The sequence below is a fragment of the Alteromonas algae genome (genome assembly GCF_049117195.1).
Classification (GTDB): domain Bacteria; phylum Pseudomonadota; class Gammaproteobacteria; order Enterobacterales; family Alteromonadaceae; genus Alteromonas.
Window position 1 is genome coordinate 606063 of the sequence record NZ_CP185260.1, and the last position, 25238, is coordinate 631300.

Below are 25238 nucleotides of genomic sequence, written 5' to 3' on the forward strand. Positions count from 1 at the left end.
TAGCTTGCCCATGAAACAAGGGAATAAATGGAACCTGTAACCGTCATCTTTTTAAGCTGTTTGTTGCTTGGCACAATTGTGGGCTTGCTAGCAGGAATGCTCGGTATAGGTGGCGGGCTTATTATCGTCCCTGCGTTGTCTTATCTATTAGTACATTTAATGGGGATGACAACAGAAACGGTTATGCCAGTCGCCATTGCGACATCGCTTTCCACCATCATATTCACGGGGTTTTCCTCTGCCTACGCGCACTATCGGCTTGGTAATATCGACCGTTCAGTTGTTACCTATACCGGCGCAGGCATTGCTTGTGGAGCCATAATTGGTGCGCAGGTGGCGAGTTTCATTTCAGGTGAGCTGTTAAAGAATGTGTTTGCCGTATTAGTCATCGTTATTGCGATTTATATGATTGTAGGTAAGCGAAAAGCGTCGGATAAACAAGCCACCACGTCTGCCCTTGCCAGTGTAGGTGTAGGGACTGGTGTAATCAGTGCGCTAATGGGCATTGGGGGCGGCGCATTGTTGGTGCCGGCACTGGTATGGTTTAAAGTAAATATTCGCGCAGCCATAGGCTGTGCGGCCTTTTGTGGGTTGATTATTGCAATATTTGGCACCGCAAGCTTCGTTGTGGCAGGGTTAAAACAGCATGAAATGCCACCTTTCAGCGTGGGATATGTTTACCTTCCTGCTACGGTCGGTATAGTAGCAACCTCGATGTTTACTGCAAACGTTGGCGCTAAACTAGGCCAGCGGGTAAATACACGTATTTTAAAGGCTATACTGGCAAGCTTGTTGGTAGTGGTCAGTATTAGAATGTTAGTAGGAATTGAATAAAATAATGGAACAGAGCAGTTTTCTGGTATTCCCAAGTATCGACCCAGTCATTTTTAGTCTTGGTCCGGTCAGCGTCCGTTGGTATGGCATGATGTACCTGGTGGGCTTTATTGCGGCATATTTACTGGCCCAAAAGCGGCTATCTCAAACGTCGTGGTCTAGAGACCAACTCAGTGATCTCCTGTTTTGGAGTTTTGTTGGGGTTATTTTGGGTGGGCGAGTGGGCTATGTGCTCTTTTATCAGTTTGGAATGTTTGTTGATAACCCGCTTTATCTTTTCAAAATTTGGGCGGGCGGTATGTCTTTCCATGGGGGATTGCTAGGTGTCCTTGTGGCCTTGTTTTGGCAAGCAAAGAAAATAGGCGCTTCGTTTTTACAAGTAGGTGACTTCGTCGCCCCATTAGTGCCTATTGGTTTGGGTGCAGGGCGGATTGGCAACTTCTTGAATGCCGAGTTATGGGGCCGTACCACCGATGTACCATGGGCCATTATATTTCCTGGTGCAGGGAATGTGGCAAGGCATCCATCGCAGCTTTATGAATTTGCACTTGAAGGCGTATTATTATTTGTTATCTTATGGTTATACTCAGCAAAGCCACGTCCAACTGGCGCGGTGAGTGGGCTATTCCTTTTGGGGTACGGTAGTTTCAGGTTCTTTGTTGAATACTTCCGTGAGCCCGATGCGCATATAGGTTTATATCAAATGGGCTTAAGCCAGGGGCAACTGTTGTGTTTACCAATGATTGCGCTGGGGTTGGGGCTTATTGTCTGGGCCTATAAGGGTGGCAAACAGCACCGTGTTGAAAACTAGAATAATATAAGAATAAGAATGAAAGAATATCTCACACTTATGCGTCACGTGCGTGACGCCGGCGTTAAAAAGGAAGACCGCACTGGAACCGGTACGCTTAGCGTTTTCGGCTATCAAATGCGCTTTAACTTACAGGAAGGGTTTCCGCTAGTCACAACCAAAAAGTGTCATCTTAAGTCCATTATTCATGAATTGCTCTGGTTTCTTAAAGGTGAGACTAATATTGCGTACCTGAAAGAAAATGGCGTTAGCATTTGGGACGAATGGGCTACCGACGACGGCGAGCTAGGCCCAGTTTACGGTAGCCAGTGGCGTAGCTGGGAGCGGGGCGATGGGACAACGGTAGATCAAATTACCGAGGTTATTGAGCAAATTAAAACAAACCCCGACTCACGGCGACTTATTGTCAGTGGCTGGAATCCTGCCGTTCTGCCTGATACCAACTATACGCCAAGAGAAAACGCGGCAATGGGCAAACAAGCACTGCCGCCTTGCCATACGCTTTTCCAATTCTACGTGCTAGAAGGAAAGTTAAGCTGTCAGCTTTATCAGCGCAGCGGCGATATCTTCCTAGGCGTACCGTTTAATATCGCAAGTTATGCACTGCTAACGATGATGGTCGCGCAGGTCTGCGATCTTGAGCCTGGTGATTTTATTCACACTCTAGGTGATGCCCATCTTTATGCTAACCATTTAGAGCAGGTCGAGCTTCAACTGAGTCGTACCCCTTTTCAGCGCCCGACCATGAAAATTAATCCAGACGTCAACGATATCTTTGGTTTTACTTTTGACGATTTTTCATTGGAAAATTATCAATGTCATCCACATATTAAAGCGCCAGTGGCGATATAGGGAGTGTCTATGAGTACGCCTATATTAATTTGCGATGACTCTGGGTTCGCAAGGCGTCAAATGGCGCGAAGTATCCCTGATGGATGGGATGTTGAGATATCCTTTGCAGAAAATGGCAAAGAAGCCATTGCGCTTATAGAGCAGGGCAAAGGGGACGTCGTTTTCCTCGACTTGAATATGCCGGTGATGGATGGTTATCAAACCATGGATGCCATTCGTGCCAAAGACTTACCCTGTCTCGTTATTGTGGTTTCAGGTGACGTACAAGCTGAAGCGCGCGAGCGTATGATTGCCAAAGGGGCAATCGACTTTATTCGCAAACCGATAGATAACGACAAATTAAGCCATATTCTGTCTTCATATGGTATTTACAACGGTGATGCTAAAGCTGAAATGCGCGAAGCCGCGGTACGTGACGGTGATACGTCTACCGAAGAAGATAAACTTGACGCTTATAGGGAAATGGTTAACGTAGCCATGGGACGCGCGGGAGAAAACCTTGCGCAGTTATTGGGTGAGTTCATCGATTTACCTATTCCCAATGTTAACCTACTAGAAAGCAACGAGTTATCAATGGCCGTAGCTGATATCAATCGAAACGATTGCGTTTCTGCGGTATCAAAAGGGTTTGCAAGCGCAGGAGTGCGAGGTGAAGCACTGGTTATTTTTAACGACTTCAATTCGCAAAATATTATCGAGTTATTAAAGTATGACCAATATAGCTCAACAGGTAGCGTTGAGTTAGAAGCGTTGATGGATGTGTCAAACATTCTTATCGGCGCGTGTATAAATGGGTTATCTGAACAGTTAAATGTGTCTTTTAGTCATTCGCACCCGGTGTTACTGGGCAGGCACCAAGGCCTAGCGGCATTACTGAGCGAAAATGTAAAACAGTGGGGCAAGGTTATGGCAATAGAGATAGCTTACGCCATCAAGGCAAAAAATATCTCTTTTGACCTACTATTATTGTTCCCCGATGATGCGATGAAGCATATTTATGGACGTCTTGTTGATGTGGAAAGGGAAGCGTCGTGATCATATCGAGCAATCAAAATAATACGGTACCGGCAGAATTAGTCGACTCTATTGAGGTCGGTATTGTTATTTTAAACCGCAATTTTGAAGTAGAAGTGTGGAACAAGTTTATGGAAAACCACTCATCTATTTTACCAAGAGATATTGTCGGACAGCCCATATTTTCCCGTTTCCCAGAAATTGACGAACCTTGGTTAAGGCTTAAGTCAGAGCCTGTATTTAATCTTAAAAGCCCTGTTTTTATTATATGGGAACAGCGACAGTATTTGTTTAAATTTGGCTGTAATCGCCCAATAACATGTGATGCGAATTACATGTATCAGAACGTCACAATGTTTCCCCTCATTGCAAAGGACGGAGGCGTCGAGCGCTTTTGTGTGCTGGTTTATGATGTAACCGATCAAGCATTAGGCAAGCGTGGCATGGAACGGCTAAATGAAGAGCTGAAAATAGCCAGCCGAGTAGATGGGCTAACGGGGTTGTATAACCGACGTTATTGGCAAGAGCGGTTTGAACAAACGTATAAACTGGCTAAGCGACAAGAAAAATCAAGTACGGCCATCATGCTTGATATCGACCATTTTAAAAAGATTAACGATACCTACGGGCATCAGGCGGGCGATAAAGTCATTCAGATGCTTGCCGCATTAATAAAAAAATGCATACGAGAAACGGACCTTGCAGGGCGTTATGGTGGTGAAGAGTTTGCACTGATCTTGACCGACTCAGCAGCAGAAGATGCGCTGGTGGTAGCCGAACGCATAAGGCGTTTTGCAGAGCGCTTAACCGTAGAGCATGAAGGCGAGAGCATTACTTTTACGGTAAGTTTAGGGTTATCGCAGTTTAACAATGATGGCATCAGCTCGATGGCGTGGTTGGAACAAGCAGACCAAGCTTTATACAAAGCAAAAGAAACCGGCCGCAATCGGTCTTGTGTGTTTTCAGACTAACCCTATTCACGAAAAGAGCGTGTAGTTTAACGGGGGCCACATTAACGTTGCGCCCTTAGTTATACTTGATAAGCGTCAGTGCTAACGTATTTTTAAGCTCTTGAAACGTCACGGGCTTAACCAAGTGATAGCGCATACCCACCTTAATCGATTCTCTTTTTTCTTCGTCTCTGGCATTTGCCGTTATGGCTATTACAGGAAGTGATGGCTGCTTTTCAGCGATAATTTTTGCGACATCTATACCGTTCATATCGGGTAAATTTATATCCATTAATACGGCGGCAAAGTCGCGGGTAGTAACGGCCACAATGGCATCTTCTCCATTGGTCACCACATAAGCCTCATAGCCCATGCACCCCAGCATACTTTGTGTCATTTCTGCATTGATAGGTTCATCTTCCACTACTAAGATCGCACTTTTTTGTATTGTTGTAATGTGCGTGTCTAGTGATGAGTTGAAATGGTGCAAGGTATCGACGAATCGGTTGGTATCGATGGGCTTAACAAAGGCTTGTGCAATGGCAAGCTCTTGGTTCGCCACAATGTTTGCAATGTCGGGGGTGGCGGATATTAATATAATAGGCGGCGTTCTTTCACCGTAAATGGCGTGCAACGTGCGAACAAGCTCTAGGCCGTTAATACCCGGCATGCATAAGTCGATAACAATGGCGGTGAAATTAAGCAATTCTTCGTGCAAATTGAGTAGATCGTTACCATTTGCAAAACACTGTGCGGTAAACCCTTCTCGGGTAATACAATTTTGAAGGTGAAGTCGAGAGATTTCTAAATCATCAACAACAGCAAATTTAACAAACCGGTTTACTTCTTTAAGGTGAGTGACTGCCTCTTGTGGGATAATAGGAATGTGAACGGTAAATTCAGTACCAATCCCTTCTTGACTCACAAACGAGATGGTCCCCCCAAGACGTTCGACATTTTGTTTTGCAATCGTTAGCCCTACGCCGGCCCCTGGGTAGCGGTGATTTTCAATTTGCTCAGCCCTGAAAAACCGGTCGAATACTTTGGTTTGAATGTCTTCATTAATGCCAGTGCCGGAATCATTTACACGGACCACTAAATAGATTTTCTTTTCTTTTACTTCCGTGGTGATACTGACATCGATTAACCCGTTAGACGTAAATTTAACGGCGTTATCTAAAACATTAGCGAGGGTTTTATTGATAACGGTAGCATTGCCCAAAATGAAGGAAGGGACACTATGGCTACAATGCATAGTAAAATCGACCTTTTTATCTCGCACGCGAACAGAGTAAGGCGACACAATTTCATCAAGCAGCCGAATAAGGTCAATATTTTCCTCAACAAGCACCGCCTCATGTTCTTCATCAAAAATATCGACGAGGTTGTTGGTGAGGGTGAGTAACCGGTAGCATGATTGCTCAGCTTGCTGAATTAACTTTTCCTGCTGCTCCTTAAGGTTTGGTATCAGCTCAAGCGCGGAAATGATGGCACTTATCGGGGCCCTAAATTCATGGCTCATGAGATTAAGGAACTGTCGCTTTTCCTTATACAGGCCTTGATTTAACGAAGAGAGGTTATCGCCGTCATTAGCGCGTAATGTGTTAAAGCCTGCCACAAACCAAAACCAGCTTCCAACTAACAACAGTAGAAGCCCCGCGGCATAAAGTGAAAAGTGCACCAGCTGTTCATTGCGGTCACGATTGAAGCGTTCGAGTTTGTCTTGTTCCAGCGCGCGTAGCGATTGGTCGATAATGTCAAACGTTCGAGGGGGGAATACAATTTTCTCTACACGCGTAGGAGGATCGTATGAAAGCACACGAAGTGCCTTACTCACAGTAAGTAACTGGCGCTGGTCGTCTTGCATAGAGAGCGAGATAAGTGCGTCGTTAATGGATTCACTCGTTAACGTGTTAGTGTTATCTATGTCGCTAAAAAGCGCGACGTCATCTCCCCACAGACGCGCAGTATGAAATTTCATTTCCTGGTAAAGGGGTTGTAGCTTGGTTTGTAAGGCAGGGATACGTTCTTGATTTTCTACCTGTTGTATTGCATTCACAATAGGCTTTGACGTTGCCGCAATATGTTGAATCGCATTAAGCGCGTAGATGTGGTTAGCAATAATATTAGGCGCACGAACGGCGTTAAATACGGCAAAAAAGCACAAACTAATGACGATACCAATTACTATTAATGAAATAGCATGGTGTCGTAATACAGTAGAATGAGAAGCGCGTTGAATCATTAAGGCTATCCATTGCTAAGCCAGTTAACGGCGGCGTTATACAGTGATGCTGAAAAGCTTACGTCTTAATTCAAAGGTAGAGTAATTTACCCAAAATGCAATGCGAAAATAAAGGCTATGGACTAGCTTGTTCCAATACGTTTATCTTGTGCCTAATGCTATAGAGAAACAACAGACTTGGAATAACCATAACGGCGGTTAACACAAAGAACAAGCTCCAATTTCCATCAAGCGCATCTACGACAAAGCCACTGCTTGAAGCAACAAATGTCCTTCCAGCGACACTCAACGACGCCATAAGCGCATACTGAGTTGCGCTAAAGGCTCGGTTACACAGAAGTGAAATAAACGCCACCATAGCCACGGTGCTCCACGCGCCGGTAAACCCGTCAATGATAACGGCGGCGGCTAACAAGTTTACATCAGGCCCAGTATGGGCAATAAGCGAAAACATCAGGTTGGAAGCGGCCATCGTTATGCCTGCAATCATTAGGCCTTTGTAGATACCGTAGCGAATGTTGACCAAGCCTCCCAACAAAGAAAAAATAATGGTTACCCACCAGTTAAGGAGTTTTGAATACGTCGCAATATCGCTATTTGAGAAACCGACCTCTTTGTAGAAGACAATGCTCATTCTTCCTAAAAAGGCTTCGCCAATTTTGAACAGGAAAATAAAAAGAAGGAATGAAAGCGCAAGTTTTACGCCGTTACGAGAAAAGAACTCAACAAATGGGCTTAGCAAGCTTTGTTTAAGCCACGATATAATCGAAAAACGAGTGGGGTGTAGCGCATGGTCGCGGCGGCCAAGGACAAGGTTGTCCGCAGCGTCACGCAGCGCCTGTCGGTCGATGTCAGGCTCTTTAGCAAATAGCGTAGCCAGTGATAACCCTACCATTATACAGGCCAGCAATAAGTAGATGTTAGGCCAATACCATCCTTCAATATCGGCAATAAAGAACGGGATAGCACCAAGCCCACCATAGCCGGTCCACCAGCCCGCCGTCGCTACCGAAGAGGCGGCAGACATGGACGCTTTTTCTTCGGCCTTAATAACATCAATGCGATAACCATCAATGGCAATATCTTGTGTGGATGAAAATAGGGCAATCAGCAGGCCAAACAGTGCGATGAAATACAGCGACGTTTGGGCGCTTAACTGAGACATAGCAACACAACACACTATGATGGCCAGTTGCATCGACACAATCCAGCCCCGCCGTTGACCCAGCACTAGGGGGGTTATGCGGTCAATCAGTGGAGACCAAAGAAAGTTTATTGAGTAGACGGCAAAGATAGCACCAAACAAACCAATCGACGACCGTGATAAGCCTTCATCTTTTAACCACGCAGATAATACTGAGCCGATCATTATCCACGGAAAACCGCTGGATATCCCAAAAAAGAAAATACTGAGAAGGCGTTTATCTTTAAAAATGCGTAGCGCGTTAAACAAAAAATTTTCCAGCTCAAAGAGTCAAAGGCAGTATTGAGCCATTATTATGATGAAGATGCAATGAAAAGAAATGTCAACATTGCTAAGGAGTTACGGTCGAATGCCTACGCAATCTAGTGGACACAAACCCTCACCCTCTAGAAAATTGACGCAGTTCTTCAATTCATCCAGCAAGTATGTGTCGTTGCGTAACTTATCCTCAGACCAGTAGTGGATCTGATGAAGTAAATGCCAAAAAACACGTTCCTGTGGGGTATAGGGTTGAGTGAAGGTACACGAAATTTGCCCCCACTCTTCCATGCTATCCCAAAAGAATAGTTCAAGCTCTTGCGCTGGCAGCTCGTTTCGCCAAAAGGCTTTAAGATAAAAACACAGCTGCTTGGCTTTTTTATTTACGAATGCTTGTACAGTCACAGAAACGTCGCCGCTGTCATCTTGTAATACAGGTATTATAGTTCATAACATTAAACGCATGTTACTGCTACGTAACATTATCGTTAGCCCTTTGTTTTTACGTGTAATTTAACCTAGCGATTTTATAACAGAATTACCAGCCTAAATATCGCGTCCATCCTACGACGCTTCCTGTAACTGATTGAATAAACGATGAATTGTTGTAATTTTCTAGACTAAAGTTGAATATGTTAGACGAAATATTTACCTGGCGGTAGTGCAACTTCAGCGATGTCTCTGCTCGCATCTTACGGTCAGCTGCCGTGGCTTGTTCCCACTTATTGAATTCACTAAACGAAATATCAAGAATAGGGAAGGCGGCATTTGCGACTTGTCCTGCAATCCGGTCATTAATATCGCTTTGTGGCCAAAAAGGCGTAATGGCGACAAAAGTATTGGGCGTTGCCGTCGTGCCCGCTGATGCACTATCAAGATATGCAGCTGCACTGAGCCCTTGTGCAATGACCATTCTAAAGCCTTGGTGACTTTGTGTGTGCTGTTCAATTGCGCCAAGCAACAAGGTAAGTTGTTGCCGATAGGCAGTGTAATCTAATGAAGGCGTTCTGTAGTCTTGTCGCGGATGGGGCTGGGTGTCTGTGTTACCGGCCTCTGCGTCTATATTCTCGCTGGCCGTCGCAGCATCGTAGCCTAATACAGGCACAAGGCTTAGCACTACATGCCAGCCTTTTTCACTAAGCGCATCGCTGAGTTGCTTTCCTTGTCCAAACGTCAGTCCTAATGGAGAAACGTCAGCCAGGATGATGGCGACCCCCCGTGTTAATGGTGTCGCTGCGGGAGACTCATAGACAGGGACAGTATTCTCGCCAACCATGATTTCGGTTAATTCGCCGGGTAAATACTGATTAAAAAGATCGTCATGAAGACTCGCACTCGCAGGGGCGCAGAGCAGCACGATGAGTGCAGATAGCAGCGTTAGTGGTGCTGTTGAAAACATACATAACCTTCTCAATAAGTAGATTAATCTAATCAAGGTCAAGTGGACTCGCGTTAAGCCTACAAAACGTACACATGACACTATCGTTACATTATCGGCAAATTGTTGGTTTTCTTCACCGTAATCTATTACAGGTTACTGCTCAAATGGGGGAAGCGCAGTGTTGGTGAAAGGAACTGGGCTGGTAAAGGTCAGCATGTCGCCTGATGTTGGATGCGCAAACTGCAGGGTTTCAGCATGCAGTTGTAAGCGAGGCGCCAATTTTAATGCGTCCTCATGGGCGTAAAGGCGGTCTCCCAAAATAGGGTGACCTAGCGATAACATATGCACGCGCAATTGATGAGAGCGACCCGTGACAGGGTATAGCGCCACCAAGGTAGTATTATCGTCACGTGCTACCACTTGAAATCGGGTAAGCGAGGGCTTACCGTTTTCGTGATCGACCATTTGTTTTGGTCTGTTAGGCCAGTCGCAAATTAGTGGTAAGTTTACTTCGCCCGAGTCATGCGCAATATTCCCATAGACCCGCGCAAAATAGCGCTTTTTTGTTTGCCGTAATTCAAACTGTTTTGATATGGCCCGGTGGCTTGGTTTATTTAGCGCAAACACCATAATACCTGACGTTGCCATGTCCAATCTGTGCACCACAGTGGCACTGGGGTACACAAGATTAACGCGGGTAATGAGCGCATCTTTATGTTCCAGTGCTTTTCCTGGCACGCTCAACAGCCCGCTAGGTTTTTGGGCAACAATGATATCGTCATCTCTATACAACAAGGACAGAAATGGCGACATCGGCGGGTTATAAACAAAACTTGGGTTCGGCATTATGGGTTATTAATCACAATTCTAAGTGCGTCGAGTTGTACATCGGCTGTTTGAATAACGCTATCAAGCGCGTCACGCTGATTCTCGATGAACTGTATTTCGCTATCACGAACCGCCGGGTTTCGCTTCTGTAAGTCACTCAGTCGCTGAATTTCACCATTTAGCGTAGCGTGCATGGTCTCAAGTGCATCGTGTAATTTCTGATTGGCCTCTTGGTGCGCTAGCTTTCTGCTTTTTTCAATAGACAGCGTCAGCGGTTGTTGCAAAGCTTTAAGCAGTTGCCCTGATATTTTCCTACCGACTTTACGTTTTACATCAAACGAGAGGTCAACCGCATTGCCTTGTGCATCTAGGCAAATTCGTACTGGAGTCTGCGGTAAAAAGCGGCCAAGTTGCAACGCTTTAGGTGCACTAGCATCAAGTACAAAAAGCGCTTCAAGCCAGTACGCTCCTTTAGGTAGGTCAGGCTCGGCAATAAAGCCCATGCTGCTTTTTCCATGCACATCGGTAAGTACTACGTCGATAGCAGTATGAACCAGCGGATGGTCCCAACTGAGAAACTGTACGTTTTCTAACGTGGTCGCAACACGACGTTTGTAAGTGACAGTCATACCTTCTGGGTCGAGACCTGGAAGCTGACTTACCATCTGCTCTGTTGGCATTAAAATGAAACAATCATTGCCTTTTTCGTCTTGCTGAACACCGATGGCATCGAAGATTCGGCCCATAAAACGGGATAAGTCTTGCTCACTGTCTAGTTTAATGATGTCTTCGAGTAACTGCTCAACTCGACCTTCACCTGAGGCATTGAGTTCAAGAAGCCGATCTCTACCCGCATCAAGCTGAGCGACAAGCTGGCTATTTAGCGTAATACTTGTTGCAACCAATTCATCGCGGGCGCTTATATCGTTCGGGTGTAGGCACGTACCAATCAGTAATGCTTTAACCTCAGCGAATACGCCTGAGCCTGTCGGGCAGGTTTTTTCAAAGGCATTTAGTCCTTCATGATACCAATCGATAAGCACATGCTGGGCACTGTGCGCTAAATAGGGGACGTGAATTTGTACGGTCTGTGTCTGCCCAATACGGTCTAAGCGACCAATGCGTTGCTCAAGTAAGTCGGGGGTGAGGGGCAAATCGAACAACACCAAATGATGAGCGAACTGAAAGTTTCGGCCTTCACTACCGATTTCGCTGCACAATAAAATTTGTGCGCCGTCTTCTTCATCGGCGAAGTAATGCGCAGCTTTATCACGCTCTACAATGCTCATCCCTTCATGAAAAACACTGTGTCGAGTGCCCGTTTGTGTACGAATTACTTCACCGAGCTCTTGGGCTGTTCTCGCACTTGCACATATCAGCAATATTTTAGCGGGCTTTTCTGACTGTATAAAATCAAGTAACCACTCAACACGGGGGTCGGCTTGCGTCCAGCGGCTTACCACACTTGGTATGCGCTCTGGGTAAAGCGCGTGCGTTAAGTCGCCACTGTCGACAGCGTCTTGATACACATCGGGCAGGGGCAGTGAATACGCACACAGTTTACGCTCAGGAAACCCTTGAATATTCGCTCGACGGTTTCTAAACAGCATTCTGCCGGTACCATGGCAGTCAATAAGTTGATGAAGAAGCGAGCTGCGAGCGTCTTTGTCATGTAAATCGCCCGCGTGCGACATAATGTCAGGCGCAAATTCAGTTAGCGCAGTTTGCTGGCTTTCGTTTAATTGCTCGTCACACAGTAACGGGGAAACGGCTTCAGCTAATTGGCTGTATTTTGATTCCTCTTCTAAGAAATCGTCATAGTTGGAGAAACGCGCAGGGTCGAGCAGGCGTAAGCGTGCAAAATGACTTTCATGGCCTAACTGGTCGGGGGTTGCCGTTAACAGTAACACCCCTGGGGTTTGATTGGCTAACGCTTCTACGCACTGGTATTCTGGCGACGGCGATGTCGCAGACCACGCCAAATGGTGGGCTTCATCCACAACCATTAAGTCCCATTGTGCGGCTTCAACCTGCTGTTTGCGTTTTTCGCTTTGGCTTAAAAAATCAATACTGCACAGCACCAATTGATCATTTTCAAACGGGTTGGTTCCTTCCTCATCAAGCGCTTCACAGCGGCTTTCATCAAAAATGGCAAACGGAAGATTAACGCGGCGTAGCATTTCAACTAACCATTGATGAAGCAACGAGTCTGGCACAAGAATAAGAACGCGTTCGGCACGGCCTGTACGCAACTGCTGATGAATGATAAGTGCCGCTTCAATGGTTTTACCTAAGCCGACTTCATCAGCAAGCAAGACGCGGGGCGCATGGCGTGTACCGACTTCTGATGCGATATGAAGTTGGTGAGGAATAAGTGAAATTCGTGCGCCGGCAAGGCCAATGGTCGACGAGCGCAAATAATCATACTGATGGTCAAACGAACTCACACGTAAATCGAACCACTTAGGGTGGTCAATTTGCTGACTAAATAGCCGCTTTTCGGGCTGGTTTAAGCGAATATGATGGTCGAGCATGGCTTCGACTAGTCGGGTCTGGGCCTTGGTGTCTTCACGTAAACCAAAGTAAATAACGACACCTTGGGACTCTTCTACATCAGTGACTGTCATTTCCCAGCCATCTTGACTCTTGACGGTTTCTCCCACTTCAAAGATTAAGCGCGTAAGTGGAGCGTCCTGCTTGGTATACATTCTGGTTTCCCCAGTCGCTGGGAAAAGTATTTCTACAGAGCGAAAATTAGTGCCAATCACCGCACCCAATCCAAGTTCTGTTTCTGTATTACTTAACCAACGTTGACCAATAGCAAATGGACTTCCTGAACTCATAAATCACCAACCTTTTTTGCGGGGGCGGTATTGTACGCATTGCACCATGATATTAATAGTAGATGGCGAGAAGAAAAACGGGGAAAACGGCTGCATTCATTATTAATTTAATGCAGAAAAACAGTGTTAAAATTAAAAATGTAGATTATGGTAAACAAACGCATTGAGGGTTTTTAAAAAGACACTGATATGCATGGAGTAGGTTGAGGGTAACCTGCTTGTTCGTCGACGCGATAAGGGGATGAAGTCCTGTTCGAGCGACCACTTCTCCTTGTAGCTAAGCGGTACCAGTTCGTTATGTTCGTTGACGAGCTTGGCCTTATTTACCGGAGTAAAGGATGCCACGAAAAAATTCTGCCAATACTAAATTATACGTACTCGATACCAATATTCTTCTTCACGAACCGCTCGCATTTCTCTCGTTTAAAGAGCACGACGTTGTTATTCCAATGACCGTGCTTGAAGAGCTCGACCATATCAAAGACAGCAAAAAAGACGTTGCCCGTGATGCGAGAGTATCGATTCGTGCTATGGAAGACCTACTGCACGAAGCAACGCCAGAAGACATGTTAGCGGGTGTGTCAATGAAAGGCATGGGGGCGGGCGATACCGCACCCTCCGGAAGCCTTTCAATTTATACCGATCTCACCATGATGGAGTCGCAGCAGGTTTTCACTAGCAATGAAAACGACAACCGTATTATCAATGTAGCGCTTCAACTGCAAAAAACCTATGCGCCCCAGCAAGTGGTGCTAGTAACGAAAGACTTAAACATGCGGCTCAAAGCGAAAGGTGCAGGCCTTGCCCATGTTGAGGACTACCGCACCGACCAGCTGATTACCGATATTAAGTACCTATCTAGAGGTTTTCATCAGTTTGAAGGGAATTTTTGGGACAGCGTGCAAAGTGTTGATAGCAGAACTGAAGGTCGAGACACCATCCACTCGATTGCTAAATCGACGCTGCCAGAAGCGTATGTGAACGAGTTCTTACTTGACGATAGCCAGCAATTTGCAGGGCTAGTTGAGGCTGTGAACGATGACACATTAGAGGTGCTAGACTTAGGCTACGAGCGTTTAATGAGTCGTCATGCATGGGGTATAACGCCCAAGAATATAGGGCAAGCGATGGCGTTACATGCCCTACTGGACCCGCATATCGACTTGGTCATCCTTACCGGCCCTGCGGGTAGCGGAAAAACCTTACTAGCACTTGCCGCAGCGCTAGAGATGGTAGTCGAGCGCAATATGTACGATAAGATAATTGTGACGCGAAGTACCCCTGAAATTGCTGAATCGATCGGTTTCTTGCCCGGTACAGAAGAAGAGAAAATGTTGCCGTGGTTGGCTAGCATTACTGATTCGCTAGAGGTACTGCATAAACATGATGAAAACACCAAAGGCTCGATGAACTACATCATGGAAAAAGCGAATATCCAATACAAGTCAGTGAATTTTATGCGAGGGCGAAGTATCCAAAACTCGATTGTGATTTTAGACGAGTCTCAGAATTTAACTGCGTCGCAGCTTAAAACGATCATCACTCGTTGTGGTGAAGGAACAAAAATAATTGTGGGAGGAAACCTTGCGCAAATCGATAGTAATTACCTTAGTGCAGTCACCTCTGGGCTAACCTATTTGGTAGAGAAGTTTAAAGACTTTTCTGGTAGCGCAGCGATGAATCTTGATGGTGTGGTTCGCTCACGATTAGCCGATTTTGCCGAGCGTCATTTATAGCCACAACGCAATGATACCGCGATACCGCGTGCAATAATGGTTTGATTGGTTACGCGTCACTAAACGGCGCGTGACCCCTATTTTTTGTATGCCAACGCGGTACGTTAATCTATTGCTTCAACTTGATATCGGCCCGTATCGATAAACTGCTTGGTGCGGGTAGATACCTGACCAAATGGCAAAAGCGCCGGGCCTGTTGGGTCATAAAGTACAAATGTTTGCCCGTCGACGTCTAAGGTCTCATCACCCGCAATGGGCGTTATAGCCACGCCTAACAATGCGTGCTCCGGTAAAAACACCATGATCATGTCTGTGTTAGGAAGAAAAGCCCTGACGAGTGCAGATGTGAGTACCGCTTTACTATCACAGTCGCCTTTATTCTGAAGTAGAAGGCCCATTGGTGGGGCAAAACCGGCGCCACTGCTGGCAACGCGGTCCTCTAGCGTGTCATAAGGTATACTTTGAACCCACCCTAAAAGCAGAGAGAAATAAGCGCGCGCGTCGGCCGATGCATTGATTTTTTCGTAAAATGCCTGCGAGACAGGGACTAAAGACTTGGCGGTTTCATCAATGTAGCGAAGATGGTCAGGTTTCACCGCACGCTGGTTAAACATTGTCGTAAAGCGAGTGTAATAATTATCATAAAGATAGGTGTCGTGCGCTTTGTGTTGTACCGATGTTAAATCGCTTAATATACGCGTTGCTAAGGCATCGTCTTTTGACGATACCTTGATGTTGATCCCTTCATTACTGGGCATGACATTAACGACCGCTTTTCTCGCATCAATCTTTTTCGCTTCTTTTAACAAAGACACTAAGACATAGCGCTGCGCAATTTGTGGTTTGTAGTTGGTTTGCTGCAAAGGAGTAACAGATAGCGCATCTTGAGACAGGGTAAACATAACTTGTTGAGGCTGGCTGTCAATATCAAGCCATTCATAAGAGAAGGTTACGCCGTTATCAACGGTAGCGGTTTCAAACCGGGTTTGCGTGCCTAACGCCTCTTGATGAACAAACGCGAACAAGCTAAACAGGATAACGGCGGTACAGGATACGTTGTAGGATACATGGTTGATAGCTGTCATAAGCGCGCCCTGAAAACAGTGTTTAGCCGGTTATCAGTATGCGCGCAGGAATAGAAATTACAAGTAGACGGAGATAAGAGGGTTAATTAAACCAGCTCAGCTCTTCGTGCAGTTCAACCACCGAGCCGACAATAATCAGCGTGGGTGGCTTTAATGCTTTGGTTTCTTCTTTATGTGTAATGTCTTGCAATGTGCCTTTAACCACGACTTGCTTTTCGGTTGTGGCACTTTGCACAAGCGCGATAGGGGTGCTGGGCGCAAGTCCATGTTCCACTAGCTTTTCGCAAATAATAGGTAAGCCAGTCAGCCCCATATAAAACACAATAGTTTGATTGGCGTGTGCAAGCGATTGCCAGTTCAAATCAATAGTGCCATCTCTTAGGTGGCCTGTCGCAAATACCACTGATTGTGCATGGTCGCGGTGCGTAAGGGGGATGCCTGCATAACTTGATGCGCCGCTAGCAGCAGTAATGCCAGGCACAACCTGAAACCCAATATTGTGCTTGATAAGCGTTTGGATTTCTTCACCGCCTCGGCCAAATATAAACGGGTCGCCACCTTTAAGGCGTACCACGCGATTTCCTTTTTTCGCCTCATCAACCATAAGTTGGTTAATATCGTCTTGCGGTAAAGTGTGATTACTTTTGGCTTTACCTACATAGATTTTTTCAGCATCTCGTCTAACAAGCTCCAATATTTCAGGCGAAACCAGACGGTCGTAAACGACAACGTCTGCTTTTTGCATCAAGCGTAACGCTCTAAAAGTAAGCAAGTCAGGGTCGCCTGGGCCTGCGCCCACCAAGTAAACTTGCCCCACAACGTTATTGTCATTTGCTGCCGCCATAAGCGCCTCATTAAACGCAATTTCAGCCTTTTCGTTTTGGCCTTTTTCCACCATTTCAGCAATGTCGCCATCGAGCACATCTTCCCAAAAATAGCGTCGCGCCGTAACGCCATTTAGCGCATGCTTAACCTTATCTCTGAATTTTTCAGAAAAAGCACCAAGGCGACTTAAGTGGGTAGGCAGAACGGTTTCTAATTTTTGGCGTAAATATCGCAATAGTACCGGCGCTACGCCACCGCTGCTCATCGCAATAATAATAGGAGAGCGATCGACAATCGACGGCGTAATAAACTGGCAAAGTGGTGTGTTATCGACAACGTTAACTAACACTTTTTGTGTTCGCGCTAAGTCGTGAATATATTGGTTTACCGCTGGTTTATCCGTGGCAATAAAAACCATCTCTTTATTCGCCAAATCGTTATCTTCAAATTCGCGAACAATGAGTGTTACGTTTTCGTTTTCTGATAAGCGTTTTACCGTGTCGCATACCCACGGCGCCACAACGGTGATACGTGCGGGCGTTTTCATTATCAGCTCTAGCTTCCGTGCGGCAACTTCGCCAGCACCTACGACAAGGCAATGTAATGAACGGGCATCAAGAAAAAGGGGGAAATAATCCATAAAGGCGCAAACAAAAAAAAAGAACTGACGCTATTCTGCGCCAATTCTTCTTTTTAAGAAACAATTGATAACTGACTTTATATTGCTAAAAGTTATATAAAGCTAATTATGTTGTTTAATTAGTTCTTACGCTTACGGTTTTCGCGGTTACCACGGCTGTCTTTGCCAGGGCGAGCGCCACGGCCGTCACGCTTAGGTGGCGTTTCTGACCATTCGCGAATAGACAAACGTTGTCCAGCTACACGGGTAGCTTGAAGCGTGTCGTGTGTCTCTTTCGGCATGCCTGATGGTAAATCTACGGTACTAAAGTTATCGTAAATTTCAATGGCGCCAATATTCTTCGAATTAATATTCGCTTCATTGGCGATAGCGCCAACGATATTGCCAGGCTTCGCACCGTGTACGTGACCTACGTCAATACGGTAGCGTTGCATACCTTCTTCAGGTGGACGATTTACACGTGGTGCGCGCGGCTTACGCTCACGACCATCACGGCTTTCTCTTCCATCTCTGCCTTTACGTTCACGTGAATCACGAGGTTCACGCTCAGGACGGCTATGTATATCAGGACGATCTGACTCTTTCAAAATAAGAGGCTCGTCGCCTTGTGCTATTTTAAGCAACGCAGCCATCAAGACTTCAGGAGACGCTTCTGCTTCTTCTTTAATCATATCCACGATGGGAATAAGCGACTCGATGCTATCGTCTTTTGTTGCATCAATAACCGACTGCTTGAAACGGCTTAAACGCGTTTCATTAATTTCGCTGATTGAAGGAATAGGCATTGCTTCAATAGGCTGCTTGGTTGTTTTCTCAATAGAGAAAAGCATGCGCTTTTCACGGTGAGAGATAAACAAAATAGCGTCACCTTGGCGACCCGCACGGCCTGTACGACCAATACGGTGAACATATGACTCGCTATCGTAAGGGACGTCATAGTTAATAACGTGACTTACACGCTCAACGTCCAATCCACGCGCTACTACGTCAGTAGCAACAAGAATATCAATGGCGCCTTGTTTTAGCTTATCTACAGTACGTTCACGCGCATTCTGTGGAATGTCACCGTTTAACGGTTCTACGTCGAAACCACGTGCAGAAAGTTTGTCTGCAAGTTCAACTGTCGCCGTCTTTGTGCGCACAAAGATAATCATGCCGTCAAAACGCTCAACTTCCATGATCCGCGTTAACGCTTCAAGTTTGTGATGAGGTGCGATTTGACAGTAGCGCTGGCGAATTGTGCTCGCGGTACTAACCTTTGACGCTATTTTTACGTGCTTAGGATCTTTTAAGTAGCGCTGAGTAATCTTCTTAATTGGCCCAGGCATAGTCGCTGAAAATAACGCGGTTTGGCGTTCAGCGGGTGCGTGGCTAAGAATAAGCTCTACGTCGTCAATAAAGCCCATGCGTAGCATTTCATCGGCTTCGTCAAGTACTAAGTACTTAAGCTCGCTCAAATCTAATGTTTTGCGCTTTATATGGTCGATAATTCGACCTGGTGTACCTACAACAACCTGCACGCCACGTTTAAGCTGACGAATTTGGTTGTCATACGATTGGCCACCGTATACTGGAAGTACTTTAATTTTTTGACTAAAGCTCGCGTAAACCTGAAACGCCTCTGCAACCTGAATAGCTAATTCACGAGTTGGGGCTAATACCAGTAATTGCGGCTTACGTTGTTCAGGATCGATATTTGCCAGCATTGGAAGGGCAAACGCAGCGGTTTTTCCTGTTCCAGTCTGAGCCTGACCGAGTAAATCGTGACCTTCAAGCAGTAATGGAATACTCTCTGCTTGAATAGGAGACGGTTTCTCGTAGCCAACTTTTTCAAGGGCTTGTAAGATAGGTTCTGGTAGATTGAGGTCTTTAAATGTCATGTCGACAGTTGTTGTCATTAAGGGTCCTGGTGCTATAAGTAAGGAGGGTGCGGCAAACGTGAGTGACGCCTAAAAACGTCGATGTGTGCCTGCAGTGTTGCAAAAAACAATATTATATTCGAATAATGGCAATGTTGCCATGAAATTGCACAAAAATGATGAAAAAACACACAGAGTGCAGGTAAGCGCCTAAGAATAATCGATAATAACAGTTTGAAAGGTAAGGGACAGTAATGAAAAATGGTAAAAAGGGTCAGTTTAGCCCTAAGCAATTACTTTTAGCGGCAGTCGTCGGGAGTTTTTTGGTCGGCTGTGGCGATACGTCTATGGAGTCCCACCTCGAAAGTGCCCGTAGTTATGCTACAGAAGCTAAATTAGATGCGGCAATTGTTGAATATAAAAATGCAATCCAGAAAGCGCCGAATGTCGCGTTACCGCGTTTTGAGCTTGGGAAGCTGTATCTAGACATGCAGAATTACCCCGCGGCAGAAAAAGAACTGAACAAAGCGTTAGAGCTAGGCTACGCGGCCAGTAGTATTATTCCCCTTTTATCATTAGCCTATCAGCAATCGGGTGCTGAAACGGCGCTAGCTGATGTCGATTACCGCACGCAAGGATTAACCTCAGTAGAATCGGCTGAAGTAGGCTTTTATAAGCTTCAAGCATTAGTTCAGCTTAACGATATGGAAGAAGCTGAAGCGGTACTCAATGACCTTATTACCCTTGATACCCAATCGGTTTACAAAGGGCTTATTGAAAGCTACCAGTACATTATCGCTAATGACTTTGAAAAAGCGTTAGAAAAAACAGAAAGCTTACGAGCGCAAGCGCCACAAAATAAAGATGTATTACAGCAACTCGCCAAGCTTTACATAATGAATCAGAAGCGCGCAGAGGCAATGGATGTTTACAGCGAGTATGTGTCGCTATACCCACTTGATAGAACCACTAAGTTTGCCTACGCGTCATTACTTATTGAGGAGCGCGATACGGCACGGGCTGAACCTATCGTTGATGAGCTTTTAGCGTTAAGTAAAAATAACCCATTGCTAAACATGTTTAAAGGCATCATTGCATCGTCAAACGGACAGCATGCTGATGCACTTTCCTATTTAGAGCTAGCCATACAAGGTGGCCAGAGCGATCAAATTGTGCGCTTAGTGGCTGGCTTTAGTGCCTATCAAATTCAAGATTTTGAAGCCGCACAGCGTCATCTCACCATGATTGCTTCAAGTCTTCCCGATAATCACCCAGGATTACGTATGCTTGCCGACAGCATGTTACAACTTGGTGAAAGCGAAGAGGCCTTAGGTGTATTAAGTCGCGTAGAGGGCGAAGCGGGCGTCGATGCATTGCTATTTTCAAAGGCCAGCTATCAATTGCTTAGACAGGGCAATCTGGTCGGTGCGCAAGAAATGGTGGATAAAACTGAAAATGTAAGCGATACGGCAGAAGACTTGGCACGACTTGGAGCACTACAATTATCGCTTAACGACATAGAAGGTTTGGTTAACTTAGAGCAGGCCGTTGCCCGTGCCCCAGAGTCTGCAGAGTCGCAAAACACCTTGGTTCGCGCTTACGTGGCAACCGGTCAGTTTGACAAAGCCAGCGCCGCGGCAAATGAATGGAAGAAACAAGACCCAACGCTTGCGCTGCCGTTGGTATATCTTGCCAATATCGCGTTGGCTGAACAAAACTATAGTGAAGCAACTGCATTGCTTGATGAAGCAGACACACTAGAGGGCGCAAAAAGTGAAATTACTTATGCGCGGGTTTCGTTACTTGTTTCGCAACAAAAGATAGACGACGCGCTCGCCGTTATTAATGCTTTTATCGAAAACAACCCGTCAGATGTTCAAGCCCTAACGTTATGGTATGGCTTGGCAGCAGAAAAAAATGACACCTCTGAAGTGGTGGCTTATACCAAGGCGCAAATTGAAAAAGAACCTGATGCACTCGATGTACGCGTGTTGTTAGCGCGTTTCTACACGGTTGAAGGTAACGCAGAACAAGCCATTCAGCTGCTTAACGACATAAAGGGCGATAAGCAAAGCCCATTGTCGTTTTGGAATGTAAAAGGCCAAGCCTTTATTGCCGCAAATAAAGTCGCCGACGCAGAAGCATTCTTTAAGCATTGGCTTAGCGTTTATCCTCAAGATAAAAATGCTGTGCTCGGGAGTGTGTTAATTGCTGATACACAGAACAAGTATCGAGATGGCCTTGCGTTGCTGACTAACGTGATAGAGAAACGCCCTGATGCCCAGTTAACATTACTAAAGGCATACTTCCACAGCATGGTTGGCGAGACGGCACAGGCATGGGACATTATCAATAAAACCGCAGAGCCTGTGCGCGAATTACCGTTCGTTCAGGGGATAATAGGGCGTTTGTTGGTAAGCGATAAAAAGCCTCAGGACGCTATCCCTCACATACAGGTAGCTTACGACGCTTCACCCAATTCAGACAACGCATTGTTATTGGTCGCCGCGTACGAAATGACGAACAAAAAAGAGGCGGCGTTAGCCTTTTTGCAAAAGCACGTGACACAGTCGCCTAACGATGTTCGAAGTGCAATGTTGCTTGCCGAGCGCCAAATAAGCGGCGATACCCCAGCTGCAATGCGCACGTATTCCTCGATACTTGAGATAACGCCGGATAACTTCGTTGTGCTTAATAACCTTGCTTACCTTCAATTTCAGCGTGGTAACGTAGCCGAAGCTAAGGTGTTAGCAGAGCGAGCTGTAAATCTTCAAAGCGATAACGCGGAAGCGGTAGATACATTGGCGCAAATTCTTATTGCACAACAAGATAATGAGGAAGCGCTGCGATTATATGAGCGCATTGACACCAAGCCGATGTCGAATGAAGAAGTGTTTTTAAATTACGTGGAGTTGCTACTTACTATGGACAAAAAAGCGCTAGCGGAACGCCGTTTAAGCGCGAGAGAATTAGTGAAGCCAGACTCGGTAGAAAGAGCAAAAGCGTTAAAGCAAAAATATGGCTTGTAGCGTCCTTATTAAATAAGGCTGGGTAGGCCTATAACAAAAACAAACCCCAGTAATACACGTTCGGTGTCACTGGGGTTTTTTATAGGCTAGGGTTTTTGATTGTTCAGTTGCGCTTTAAGTGCTTTTAGCTCTGCCATTACATCTTTAAGTGTTGGCTCACGCTCACCCCGTAGGGCTTTTTCCGCCCGCAGCATTGCCTCTCGTTCTTCTCTCGCCTTTTCGTTTTCTCGCTCCATGACATTAACTACAATCCCAATGACCATGTTTAAAAACGCGAAGGCCGTAAAGAATATGAAGGTAAGATAGAAAATCCAGCTTAACGGATAGACTTCTTGAGTTTCATACATTACATCGGTCCAGTCCTCGAAGGTCATCACTCTAAACAGAGTAAGTAGCGATATCGTGATATCCCCCCAAAGCGTTGGATTAATGTCTTCAAACAACGTGCTGCCTATCGCGGCATAAATATAAAAGATGATAAACATGAGCAGCATAACGTAGCCAAGCTGTGGCAAGGCTTTTACCAGCGAGACAAGTAAAATGCGTAGTTCAGGAATAATCGATATCATTCGAAGCACTCTGAATACGCGGACTAACCGGGCGATAAGGGCTAACTCAGTATCGTCAGCAGGAATAAGGCTAATAACAACAATTAAGGTATCAAACCAGTTCCAAAAGCTTTTAAAAAAATGTCGTTTTTGGCGTTCAGCAAGAAAGCGGATTGTCAGTTCAGTAAGAAAAAACGCACTGATAAACCAGTCTAAAAATAAGGTGACGGCCGAAAAGCCCGCGGGCAATTCATACGTTTTCGCCCCAACGAGTAGGGCAGATATAATGATGACGCTGACGACAAATGTTTCGAACCATTTGTTCGCGCGAATGCGTTCAAATCTATTTTGAAGGGCTAAAGCTTGCATGTGTTTCGTTTCTCAGAATAGAATGGGGTAACCTACAGGCGTAAAAATGCCTGTTCAGATTCCATATAATAAACAAAAATAAAATGGGGCAATATCATGGACGATGACTTACGGTCGTTGCAAGACAAATTATACCGGGTGTCCAGTAAGCTTGCTCAATATGAACCTAGCCACGAAAAAGCAAAGCAACTGCGCTTTGAGCTTCGCCAACTGCTTGGCTTATTAGAGCGAAGTCGCTTTCCTTTTAAAGTGCAATAACAAAAAAGGGCAGCTTATCCCAAGCCACCCTTTCGATATCTTACAACTGCAAGCTATTACCCATTATTATCAGCAGGCTTTAACCCTTTGTTTATCATGGCGATATCGTCGCTTGTAAGCGTGCCAGCAGCTTGTTTAAGCGTGACCACTGACTGAATAAAGTCATAACGTGCGCCCGCCAGGTTTCTACGTGCATCAAACAAGTTACGTGTGCTATCTAGCACATCAACAATAGTACGTGTACCTACATCAAAACCAGCTTCTGTAGCTTTAAGCGCGCTGTCTGCAGACACTACCGATTGCTCAAGAGCGCGAATGGTAGAAATAGACGCTTTCACATTGTTGAACGAGCTACGAACAGACTGAACCGTTTGGCGGTACGTTTGTTCCGTTGCTTGGCTCGCTGCAACATAGTTAAACTTCGCTTGGTCAGTTTGCGATGTAACGCGTGAACCTTGATAAATAGGAACATTAAGCGAAACCGCCACCGATTGACTGTCTAAGTAAGGCGTTTCGAATTGAATGAACGGGTTTTCAATATCGTTCTTACTTCTGTTTGCATTTGCAGTAAGGCTAAGCGTAGGCAGGTGGCCTGAACGCGCAATAGCGATATCTTCTTTTGCAATATCCATCGCTAGTCGGTTGACTAATAACGCAAGGTTTTTGTCTTGAGCCGTTTCTAACCAGCCTTCAACCATTTCTGGTACCGGCATGGTCGTTGAGAAGCTTTCGGTATTTAGCCCATAAAGACGATCGTGATATTTACCCGTGATAACGCGCAGTGCTTCAAGCGCAAACTCTAGTTGGTTTTTTGCTTGGATTTCTTGCGCCACGGTGCTGTCGAAGTTCGCTTGTGCTTCGTGAACATCAGTGATAGCAGTTAAGCCCACTTCAAAACGCTGACGCGTTTGTTCAAGTTGTCGTTCAATCGCGCGTTTTTCTGCGCCGACAAATTCCACACTGTCACGCGCACGAAGTACATCAAAATAGGCGGTTACGGTACGAACGATTACATCTTGCATGCTAGACGCGAGCTGCGCATCGCTTTGCTCTGCCACTTTTTCAGCACGATCAAGCCCAAGCCAGTTAGCATGGTCGTACAATGACATAGAAAGTTGAAGACCATAATCAATGGTGGTCGCATCTGTCTCAAACACTAAAATCTGTAAGTCTTCCGCAGTTGCCCCCAATGTTTGCGTACGCTCTGCCGTTGAAGTCGTATAGCCTACTGACCCTGAAATTTGAGGGAGTAAATTAGCTCGGCTGATACTGATCCCTTCAAACGCCGCATCTCGTTGCGCTTTTGCTTGGTTTACCAAAGGGTCGTTTGCCAAGGCTTGCTGGTATACCTGCATGAGGTCATCAGCGAGTGCACTGGTCGTTACTGATAATCCAATCATCAGTGACAGAAGTGTTCGTTTCATGCTTACGTCTTCCTGTTTTTGTGTTTAAGCGTCGTGTGACGGCGAATAAAGTTAAGTGTAAGAAATATCGCCAGTAAACCGAAAGTTTTTACTCGTAACAGTGTTTGTTTAACTGTAACAGAATATGTGAATTCACCCTATAACTTACCCATTATAGAGAAAAAACTAACGCGGTGACGCCTTATTAATTACGTGTAGTACATGGTTTTCCTGCATGTACATACGTTATGTCTGTCTGTACTATG

At 45.6% G+C, this 25238-nt stretch carries 19 protein-coding genes; 8 read left to right on the forward strand and 11 right to left on the reverse strand.

The window, feature by feature from the left end:
- The first annotated feature begins 27 nt into the window (after positions 1–27).
- The 5 genes from ACOJRU_RS02725 to ACOJRU_RS02745 are packed head-to-tail and all read left to right on the forward strand — an operon-like array spanning position 28 to position 4482.
- A complete protein-coding gene (locus ACOJRU_RS02725; RefSeq protein WP_421133523.1) occupies positions 28–834 on the forward strand; it encodes a sulfite exporter TauE/SafE family protein in 807 nt (268 codons plus the stop codon).
- A 4-nt stretch (positions 835–838) separates the two neighbouring features.
- Positions 839–1645, forward strand: coding sequence for a prolipoprotein diacylglyceryl transferase (gene lgt, locus ACOJRU_RS02730; RefSeq protein WP_421133524.1), 807 nt, complete (start codon positions 839–841; stop codon positions 1643–1645).
- An 18-nt stretch (positions 1646–1663) separates the two neighbouring features.
- On the forward strand, positions 1664–2497 hold the full coding sequence (locus tag ACOJRU_RS02735; protein ID WP_421133525.1) for a thymidylate synthase: 834 nt from the start codon (positions 1664–1666) through the stop codon (positions 2495–2497).
- 9 nt (positions 2498–2506) lie between these two features.
- Positions 2507–3532 carry a response regulator gene (locus tag ACOJRU_RS02740; RefSeq protein ID WP_421133526.1) on the forward strand — a complete coding sequence of 342 codons (1026 nt, stop codon included), beginning with the start codon at positions 2507–2509 and terminating at the stop codon, positions 3530–3532.
- Positions 3532–4482 carry a diguanylate cyclase gene (locus ACOJRU_RS02745; RefSeq protein ID WP_421134700.1) on the forward strand — a complete coding sequence of 317 codons (951 nt, stop codon included), beginning with the start codon at positions 3532–3534 and terminating at the stop codon, positions 4480–4482. Before ACOJRU_RS02740 ends, ACOJRU_RS02745 begins: the two co-directional genes overlap by 1 nt.
- Positions 4483–4537: 55 nt before the next feature.
- Here the strand turns inward: ACOJRU_RS02745 and ACOJRU_RS02750 are convergent, their stop codons facing one another.
- The 6 genes from ACOJRU_RS02750 to rapA all read right to left on the reverse strand — a co-directional run bounded on the left by ACOJRU_RS02750 (position 4538) and on the right by rapA (position 13220).
- A complete protein-coding gene (locus tag ACOJRU_RS02750) occupies positions 4538–6706 on the reverse strand; it encodes a response regulator (RefSeq protein WP_421133527.1) in 2169 nt (722 codons plus the stop codon).
- A 115-nt stretch (positions 6707–6821) separates the two neighbouring features.
- Positions 6822–8159: an AmpG family muropeptide MFS transporter gene (locus ACOJRU_RS02755; RefSeq protein ID WP_421133528.1), complete on the reverse strand. Its 1338-nt coding sequence runs from the start codon at positions 8157–8159 to the stop codon at positions 6822–6824.
- A 90-nt stretch (positions 8160–8249) separates the two neighbouring features.
- Positions 8250–8573, reverse strand: coding sequence for a hypothetical protein (locus ACOJRU_RS02760; RefSeq protein WP_421133529.1), 324 nt, complete (start codon positions 8571–8573; stop codon positions 8250–8252).
- Between the two features lie 133 nt (positions 8574–8706).
- Positions 8707–9567, reverse strand: a complete 861-nt coding sequence (locus ACOJRU_RS02765) for a DUF3530 family protein (RefSeq protein WP_421133530.1) — start codon at positions 9565–9567, stop codon at positions 8707–8709.
- 135 nt (positions 9568–9702) lie between these two features.
- Positions 9703–10395, reverse strand: a complete 693-nt coding sequence (gene rluA, locus ACOJRU_RS02770) for a bifunctional tRNA pseudouridine(32) synthase/23S rRNA pseudouridine(746) synthase RluA (RefSeq protein ID WP_421133531.1) — start codon at positions 10393–10395, stop codon at positions 9703–9705.
- The gene (gene rapA / locus ACOJRU_RS02775; RefSeq protein ID WP_421133532.1) at positions 10395–13220 is read right to left on the reverse strand and encodes an RNA polymerase-associated protein RapA; all 2826 of its coding nucleotides are present in this window, start codon (positions 13218–13220) and stop codon (positions 10395–10397) included. Before rapA ends, rluA begins: the two co-directional genes overlap by 1 nt.
- 338 nt (positions 13221–13558) lie before the next feature.
- Between rapA and ACOJRU_RS02780 the strand changes: the two genes are divergently transcribed.
- Positions 13559–14956 carry a PhoH family protein gene (locus tag ACOJRU_RS02780; RefSeq protein WP_421133533.1) on the forward strand — a complete coding sequence of 466 codons (1398 nt, stop codon included), beginning with the start codon at positions 13559–13561 and terminating at the stop codon, positions 14954–14956.
- Positions 14957–15060: 104 nt separating this feature from the next.
- Here ACOJRU_RS02780 and ACOJRU_RS02785 read toward each other — a convergent pair whose 3' ends face one another.
- From ACOJRU_RS02785 to ACOJRU_RS02795, 3 genes are all read right to left on the reverse strand, one after another.
- A complete protein-coding gene (locus ACOJRU_RS02785; protein ID WP_421133534.1) occupies positions 15061–16041 on the reverse strand; it encodes a hypothetical protein in 981 nt (326 codons plus the stop codon).
- Between the two features lie 82 nt (positions 16042–16123).
- The gene (cysG, locus tag ACOJRU_RS02790; protein ID WP_421133535.1) at positions 16124–17506 is read right to left on the reverse strand and encodes a siroheme synthase CysG; all 1383 of its coding nucleotides are present in this window, start codon (positions 17504–17506) and stop codon (positions 16124–16126) included.
- Positions 17507–17625: 119 nt separating this feature from the next.
- Entirely contained in the window at positions 17626–19404 is a 1779-nt protein-coding gene (locus ACOJRU_RS02795) for a DEAD/DEAH box helicase (protein WP_421133536.1), read from the reverse strand.
- A 215-nt stretch (positions 19405–19619) separates the two neighbouring features.
- Here ACOJRU_RS02795 and prsT point away from each other — a divergent pair, with 215 nt between their 5' ends.
- Positions 19620–22394, forward strand: coding sequence for an XrtA/PEP-CTERM system TPR-repeat protein PrsT (gene prsT / locus ACOJRU_RS02800; protein WP_421133537.1), 2775 nt, complete (start codon positions 19620–19622; stop codon positions 22392–22394).
- 86 nt (positions 22395–22480) lie between these two features.
- Here the strand turns inward: prsT and ACOJRU_RS02805 are convergent, their stop codons facing one another.
- Positions 22481–23311, reverse strand: a complete 831-nt coding sequence (locus ACOJRU_RS02805) for an ion transporter (RefSeq protein WP_421133538.1) — start codon at positions 23309–23311, stop codon at positions 22481–22483.
- 96 nt (positions 23312–23407) lie between these two features.
- On the opposite strand from ACOJRU_RS02805, the gene ACOJRU_RS02810 reads away from it, so the two are divergent.
- Positions 23408–23569, forward strand: coding sequence for a hypothetical protein (locus tag ACOJRU_RS02810; RefSeq protein WP_421133539.1), 162 nt, complete (start codon positions 23408–23410; stop codon positions 23567–23569).
- Positions 23570–23625: 56 nt separating this feature from the next.
- Here ACOJRU_RS02810 and tolC read toward each other — a convergent pair whose 3' ends face one another.
- A complete protein-coding gene (tolC, locus tag ACOJRU_RS02815; RefSeq protein WP_421133540.1) occupies positions 23626–24993 on the reverse strand; it encodes an outer membrane channel protein TolC in 1368 nt (455 codons plus the stop codon).
- Between the last annotated feature and the right edge of the window lie 245 nt (positions 24994–25238).